General features: G+C 54.7%; 7 protein-coding genes and 2 pseudogenes. 4 read left to right on the plus strand and 5 right to left on the minus strand.

The genetic code is table 11. From position 1 onward, the window contains the following. Window positions 1-306: 306 nt before the first annotated feature. Window positions 307-1,008, minus strand: a complete 702-nt coding sequence (locus AB7F49_RS37105; RefSeq protein ID WP_428532288.1) for a cysteine hydrolase family protein — start codon at window positions 1,006-1,008, stop codon at window positions 307-309. 373 nt (window positions 1,009-1,381) lie between these two features. On the opposite strand from AB7F49_RS37105, the pseudogene AB7F49_RS37110 reads away from it, so the two are divergent. Then, window positions 1,382-1,582, plus strand: a pseudogene (locus AB7F49_RS37110) (IS630 family transposase); the annotation flags it as partial. Between the two features lie 86 nt (window positions 1,583-1,668). Further along, window positions 1,669-2,010 carry a hypothetical protein gene (locus AB7F49_RS37115; protein ID WP_428532291.1) on the plus strand — a complete coding sequence of 114 codons (342 nt, stop codon included), beginning with the start codon at window positions 1,669-1,671 and terminating at the stop codon, window positions 2,008-2,010. A 28-nt stretch (window positions 2,011-2,038) separates the two neighbouring features. On the opposite strand, the gene AB7F49_RS37120 is transcribed toward AB7F49_RS37115, so the two are convergent. Genes AB7F49_RS37120 through AB7F49_RS37135 form a run of 4 tightly spaced genes read right to left on the minus strand, consistent with a single transcriptional unit; the run spans window position 2,039 to window position 4,413 of the window. After that, window positions 2,039-2,212 (minus strand): hypothetical protein, encoded by a 174-nt coding sequence (locus tag AB7F49_RS37120; protein ID WP_428532294.1) that lies wholly within the window; start codon window positions 2,210-2,212, stop codon window positions 2,039-2,041. Beyond that, window positions 2,193-2,669: a type II toxin-antitoxin system VapC family toxin gene (locus tag AB7F49_RS37125; RefSeq protein ID WP_428532297.1), complete on the minus strand. Its 477-nt coding sequence runs from the start codon at window positions 2,667-2,669 to the stop codon at window positions 2,193-2,195. Before AB7F49_RS37125 ends, AB7F49_RS37120 begins: the two co-directional genes overlap by 20 nt. Window positions 2,670-2,671: 2 nt before the next feature. Further along, window positions 2,672-3,421: a hypothetical protein gene (locus tag AB7F49_RS37130; protein WP_428532300.1), complete on the minus strand. Its 750-nt coding sequence runs from the start codon at window positions 3,419-3,421 to the stop codon at window positions 2,672-2,674. A gap of 26 nt (window positions 3,422-3,447) precedes the next feature. Next, window positions 3,448-4,413: an IS1595 family transposase gene (locus tag AB7F49_RS37135; protein ID WP_428532303.1), complete on the minus strand. Its 966-nt coding sequence runs from the start codon at window positions 4,411-4,413 to the stop codon at window positions 3,448-3,450. A 634-nt stretch (window positions 4,414-5,047) separates the two neighbouring features. Here AB7F49_RS37135 and AB7F49_RS37140 point away from each other — a divergent pair. Both AB7F49_RS37140 and AB7F49_RS37145 read left to right on the plus strand, forming a co-directional pair. Then, a complete protein-coding gene (locus AB7F49_RS37140; protein ID WP_428532306.1) occupies window positions 5,048-5,551 on the plus strand; it encodes a hypothetical protein in 504 nt (167 codons plus the stop codon). Between the two features lie 216 nt (window positions 5,552-5,767). Next, window positions 5,768-6,212: pseudogene (locus tag AB7F49_RS37145) on the plus strand (hypothetical protein); the annotation flags it as partial.

A 6,212-nucleotide genomic window follows, 5' to 3' on the forward strand; every position in this document is an offset into this window, starting at 1 on the left:
TACGGTCAGAACATTTTCAGCATGTCGCTCGTGATGACGAGTCTGGTGATCCTGACAGTAATCGCCGGGCTGATGTACTATGCAATCAGTTTGGTGGAACGATTTCTGATCCCGTGGAAACGCGATCAATGAACGTGCCGGTCGCAAGATCGGATACACCTGCCAAGTCAAAACAATCGGCGCCATAGCGAGAGCGGGCCGAAGTTCACTGTTGCTGCCAAACGCGTATCGTTGCAGCAAATGCTATGGCGCCTCGCACTGATCGGAAATTGCTTTCCCTCGCAGGTGATTGCACCTTGATCAGAGCTACTCAGCAGCCTCACGTTTGGCGACGGACAATAAACCGACGACTTCTTCGGTCGTGCGGACGTCCGCGAACTGCGCCAGCATGATGCCGAGCGTGGCATTGTGCTCTTCGTCATTCCAGGTGGCCGTAGCGTCGGACACGAATATCACCTTATAGTTCATCATCATCGCATCGCGGGCGGTCGACTCACAGCAGACATTTGTGGCGGTCCCGGTAATTAGAACCGTATCTATGCCACGTTCCTGCAAAATCGAGTGCAGTTCCGACGCTCCCTGAACAAACGCGCTGTAACGGGACTTCTTGACCCGGAGATCTTCCGGCAAAACCTCAAGCGTCGGATACAGTGAATGACCAAAACTCCCCTCCTTGAAGGCCTCGTCCATGCGTGCAATTCGCCGAGGGCCGGACATTGCCCCGAACCAGTTGGACCAAGTTTCCTTCGCCGCTGCGTCGATCGTGTTCTGGATAAACACCACTTGTCCGCCTGCCTCTCGCAAGGCGCGACTTATACGATTGACGTTGGGCACGATCTCTCGCGCCAATGGGATCTCTGCTGGCTGACCTTCGGCCATGAAGCCGTTTTGGAGGTCAACGACAATATGTGCCGTACGGGCTGGATCGATCTCGCTGAAGACCGAAAGACTGTCGCGACGAGCCAAGACGCGATCAATTGCGGCTTCGGGTATCCTGATCTTGTGCATGGAGTCCTCCGAGCGGGAACATGGTATCAGTCATTTGACACAACGATAATGTGCACCACTTGATCATCGAGTGAAAGCTTCATCTGGGGGGCCGTTCTAACCGCGGTGGTCGATCCCCATCGAGGTAGTTCGACTTGAGGTAAGGATGGAGATCGTCGCGAAACTTAAGCAGGCGGACGTGCTCATTGCTCAGGGCACCAGATTCCCGATGTGAGCCAGGTGATGTACTATCTCTATGGACGGCTCTCCCGTTGAAGGCGATTTCGATCTGATCGGCGTCCGTATTCGCCGCCTCGGGTTGAAGACCCGGAACACGTGGTGGAGCCCGGAATAGTGCCGGCGGCACACTTGAATACGGTCGGCTGCGCGCTCAAAAAACGCCATCAAACCGCACCTGACCGACTATTGGGTGATCCCACCGAAAGCCAACGCGGCCTTTGTTGCCGCGATGGAGGACGTGCTCGACGTCTACACGCGGCCGCACGATCCGGCGCGCCCGCTGGTCTGTCTCGACGAGACGAGCAAGCAGCTCATCGCCGAGACACGCTCGCCCGAGCCGATGCGGCAGGGACAGGTTGGCCACCCCGCTGCGCTTGTACTCGTAGTCGTAACGCACCGGCTGCGATGCTATGCGATTTTAAATGCATTTTTGAGGGAAACATGTCGCAATTGACCGCAGACCAGACGACAGCTGTCAAAGCGTTTGCAGAGCGGCATGGGATTCCGAAGCATCTGCGAAACCAGCTTCTGCAAACGCCAGATACAGAACAGGCGTTTTGTGACAATTTGCTGACCTTGTTTCAGCTCCGCACAAACGCGCAGATTAAAAGATTGGAAGATTCGATCGCTAGGCTCAATGAGATCGCAAATGACCTTTCAATAAATTATGAGCACCTTAAGTGGGCGTGTCTGGCGTCGAACAAAGACGCCAACTTTCTGAGAGAATCGCTCATAGCAGTCTCCTCGAAGCTCGAAGATAGAAAAGGGCGATTATCGGCTTGACAAACCCATCGCCAGATAGAAAAGCCTGCTACTTGGCGGGCTTCCTTGCCTTTGTCGTCTTGCGATCTTGAACCGTTGCAGGTGGCGGTGCTTTTGCGATCCGTTTAAGGACACGATCAAATTCATCCTCGGAGGAATCGGCCTCATTCGCTTTCGCCGCTTCGATGAAGCGGTCAGACTTATTACTTTTTCGACTTGTCATGCGGAAGATCCATAGGCAGTTTGGGTTCGACCCATGCTGGCTTAACTATCACAAGCGGCGGCGTACCGATCTTCCCCGATTTCTTGGACAGTGGCTTGTCGAACGAGTTCATCAAGCTCAAGCCTGCATCTATCGCCGTGGCGACATGCAGCGCGTCTTTCGGTTTCACACGGTAGTCCCAGACAAACGAACGAGCTGTTTCGGAAATGCGACGGGTGATGTTGTGAACTGCAATGTACTCATTCCGGAAAAACTGCTCAACCTTCTCTCGATTCGCGGTCGGGATTGGGTCTCTCCCTCGGAGAGCCAGGACTTCTGCTATCGTCAATGCTGAGGTCACTATGATGACTTTTCCATCCTCAGCGGCCTGCAACACCTGTTCGCAATCCGCGACCTTATCCTGCTCTGCCATGAGGTAGCCGAGAAAGCAGTCGGAGTCCCAATAGCGGCGATCCATTGCTATGACGCTTTACGTAAAATGCCCCGAACATCGCGGAAGCTTGGAATGATTTCTTTGGGCGGGAACGGCACTATATCGTCAGCCTCAATACTCTGTGCTCGGCCGTCTTTTCGATACTTGATACGACCATACACCTCGACCCGCTGTCCAAAGGAGCCGAGCGCCTTTTGAGAGAGGTGATCCGGAACATAGCAGCGCACGGAGTCGTCCCATAGCAACTGGTAGATAACGAAATGAAAGCCACCGCGCTCCGTGACAGTCTGCAACCTACCTTCTACAGAACCATAATCTTCGTGTTCGCTAGCAAGTAGTTGAGCAACGTGAGCAACCGCTTTGTGGGATACGGCCACTGGCTCCCTCTTAACCCACACACGCACTTTGGTGTCATCTTCAGCGGTGGTTCCGACGACGTCAGCAAGGTCTCGCAAACTCTTGATTGCTCGTTCGGTAAAAAACGGCGGCTGTGCCGCGCGATCCTCGATCTGGGATACGCCAGAGGAGACCGCATCCATGATTTTCCCGACGATGGTGGCATTGTAGCCTGGCAACGGGTCGAGACCTACCAGATTGCTTCCTTCGCGCACCGCTACGTTCCACTGAACGGCAGTCCTCTTCCCTGCAACCTTCGCCGTTACCTCAGTCACGATGGCAAAGAAGGATCGAACACTCCGAAGGAACTTATCCGGAGTGACGTTTTTTCCTGCAATCTCAAGCGTGAGATCGGATTTGATGTCTCTCTTGACAGCCAATGTAGACCACCTCTGTTTGGATGATTCTACCTTGTTGACGAGTCCACGTACAGTAGCCGCTTGCCCACAATTCCAAGTAACGCGCGTTCTGTGCGTTCTACGTCCTCGACCCCAAGCGCAGACCTCGCGTTGTGCCTAAAATCGAACTCCGCCAGATAGCGGTGCAAGTGCTTCTCGGAGCAATGCTGGTACACGCCCTTCATGCCCCGCTTGAAGATGCTGAAATAGCCTTCGATCGTGTTCGTGCTGATAACGGGCTTGCCGTCCTCATGCCGCACGTACTCTTCGGCGGAATGGTTCACGGCATCGTGCCCTGCGAAGTCACCAAGCTTCTTGTAGTAAGTCGCGCCGTCATCGGTCATGACGTGTGCTTCCTTAGCGATGTTCTCGTTGACGATCGGCAGGATCGTGCTGGCCTTTGTGTTGTCGATGTGGACCGTGCGGACCCCGCCTCTACGCTCGACAAGACCAAGTACGACGTTCTTGTGAGCGCCGCCCCGACGAACTGGAACGCTCTTCTTGCGGCCAATGAAGGTTTCGTCAGCCTCAACCACGCCGCTACTGCCAGCACCGCCTATCGGGGCCAGTGAACCGGAACGCATCGCCTCACGGATGCGGTGGCTCATGAACCAAGCCGCCTCGTAGGTGATCTCTAGAACGCGGTGGAGCTGGTGGCTGCTGATGCCCTTCTTGCTCGCGCAGAGCAAGTGCACAGCCTGGAACCAGAGATGTAGCGGGATGTGGCTGGACTCAAACACCGTGCCCACACGCACAGTGAACTGCTTGCGGCAGGCGCCGCACTTCTTGAGGCCGTGGCGCTCAATGCCTTCCGGGTTCTTCTTGCTCGGCTTGGAGCGGACGCCCTTCAGGACATAGATCTTGTCGGTGTTGCCGCAGTGGGGGCACACCGGACCATTCGGCCAAAGAACGGCTTCCAACTTCTCGAAAGCAGCGGCTTCGTCGTGAAAATAGGGTGCCGTCAAAACCGACATGACACAATTCCCTCTCGTTCCTGAGAGAGAAATTAGGCTGTTCCGATGGGTTTGTCAAGCCGATAATCGCCTAGAAAAGAACTAGCGAAGATGGTTCGATATCACTTTGGGCTTGGGGAACGCGGGCCATATCGGGATATTTTTGTCGAGTGGACCATCGTCGCGCTCGCTTACATCTGGGTCGCCAGCGGAAAGTCGCGACCGACCGCCTGGTATTCATCACCAGCGGATGAAGGAGCGTTGGACTCCGAACTCTCCGTTGAAGAATTCGACGCTCAAGCGGACACGCGGAGCACACCATTCACGCGTTTCGTCTCTGAGTATTTCGAAGCGATTGAATATCCATGGTCCGTCCGCGACCGAGATTCGAACCTTAACCGGAAGGTGCACGCAATACTCGTCGAAACGAAGAGCGAATTCCTCGACAAATTCCAATCGTTTCTCAGGAAATCTACGTAGAAAACGCCATTCTAGTTCCGCCTTTCCCCATATGGGAGAAACCCACGGCGAGGTCAGCGTACACGGTCCGTTTGGCTCGGATTGCCCGTGACTTCAATTAGGCGCCTCTATTGCCCTCTGTCTTGTCACTGTTCAGCACCATGCCTCCTCACACCTTCTGAGACTGGCGACCCGCTTGGCGCAGCTTTATTGCACAAGGCTGCGCCTTGTACTGATGGTGCAGCCGAGGCCGAGGTTTCTCTTAAAGGATCAAAAACCCTGGGATGCATGCTCGCGGCTGCGATGTCATCAAGTGCAAATATTCGACGGCCAATTGAATGCGATCGCCTACGGCTTCAAGCCCAAGTTCGATATGCGCGATACGCTGCCACAACAGCGCGATAGCAACGGCTCCGTTTGCAACCGGCAGAACACGAGTAAGCACAATCTCAATGTCGACAATGATGTCGAGGTTTCGATGCTGATGAACGAGCTCGGATTCAAGCGACGTTTGATTCTGATCGGAGTCGGCATCAACCACTCGAAGAATGGGCGACCGGTCTTCCATATTACCTGCAACAAAGGGCTGACTCGCGGTATCGCCTATCCGTCACGCGCCGAGGTGAAGTTGGTGACGAAGCGAGGGGGAGAATCCGGGCCATTGGTAGAGAAGCCGTGTCGTTCGGTGAATGAAAACTAGCACGCTTCGGCGAGGGTATGTTGGATCAACGGTGCGTCTAGAGAGCATCAATTGCCGAGTTATGACCGTTGTTGCGCAAGTGGCATCGTGAGATTGGAGGAACTTGGAGGAACTGCGTTAAACAGCTCGCCGTGACGACTGGGTGCTAATTGAACAATAAGCGCTGATGAACTTCACCAAGTTCACTGCCGCCGGAGGCACTAGCGGGATTATTCCATGCAGAAGCGAAAAAATCAGAAGCATTGCAAGAAGATCGCAGCCGCTTCCGATGTTCCAGAACTCTTGCGAACGCTCCGCATTACGGAATGCAGGTTGTTCCATACGCAGGATGGCGAACCATACATCGATGTTCACGAACCCCAGCCGCGCGTCGTCGTCAATCTCAAGTCTGATAGGGCACGGGCCTGGCTCGATGGATTGCATGTTAAGACACATGGTGCGGCCGCGAGAACTGGCGATCTCGATTTGCAACTGCGTACACTACAGGGGCTGGCGACCTCCGGCCCAAAGCGGCAGGTCTGGCGGCGCGTGGCAAAGAAGAACGATGATGTGTTCTATATTGATCTCGCCGACGAAAAAGGGCGTGTCATTCGCGTCGACGCATCAGGGTGGCGCGTCTTGAAAAGATCAGGCATCGCCTTCGAACGCTCTTCGAGCATGG

The sequence above is a fragment of the Pseudorhodoplanes sp. genome (assembly GCF_050250235.1).
Classification (GTDB): Bacteria; Pseudomonadota; Alphaproteobacteria; order Rhizobiales; family Xanthobacteraceae; genus Pseudorhodoplanes.

Excerpts from the sequence above, each read along its gene's own strand:
- AB7F49_RS37115 (WP_428532291.1), top strand. The coding sequence starts at position 1,669 with ATGTCGCAATTGACCGCAGACCAGACGACAGCTGTCAAAGCGTTTGCA.
- AB7F49_RS37105 (WP_428532288.1), bottom strand. The coding sequence starts at position 1,008 with ATGCACAAGATCAGGATACCCGAAGCCGCAATTGATCGCGTCTTGGCT.
- AB7F49_RS37125 (WP_428532297.1), bottom strand. The coding sequence starts at position 2,669 with ATGGATCGCCGCTATTGGGACTCCGACTGCTTTCTCGGCTACCTCATG.
- AB7F49_RS37120 (WP_428532294.1), bottom strand. The coding sequence starts at position 2,212 with ATGACAAGTCGAAAAAGTAATAAGTCTGACCGCTTCATCGAAGCGGCG.
- AB7F49_RS37135 (WP_428532303.1), bottom strand. The coding sequence starts at position 4,413 with ATGTCGGTTTTGACGGCACCCTATTTTCACGACGAAGCCGCTGCTTTC.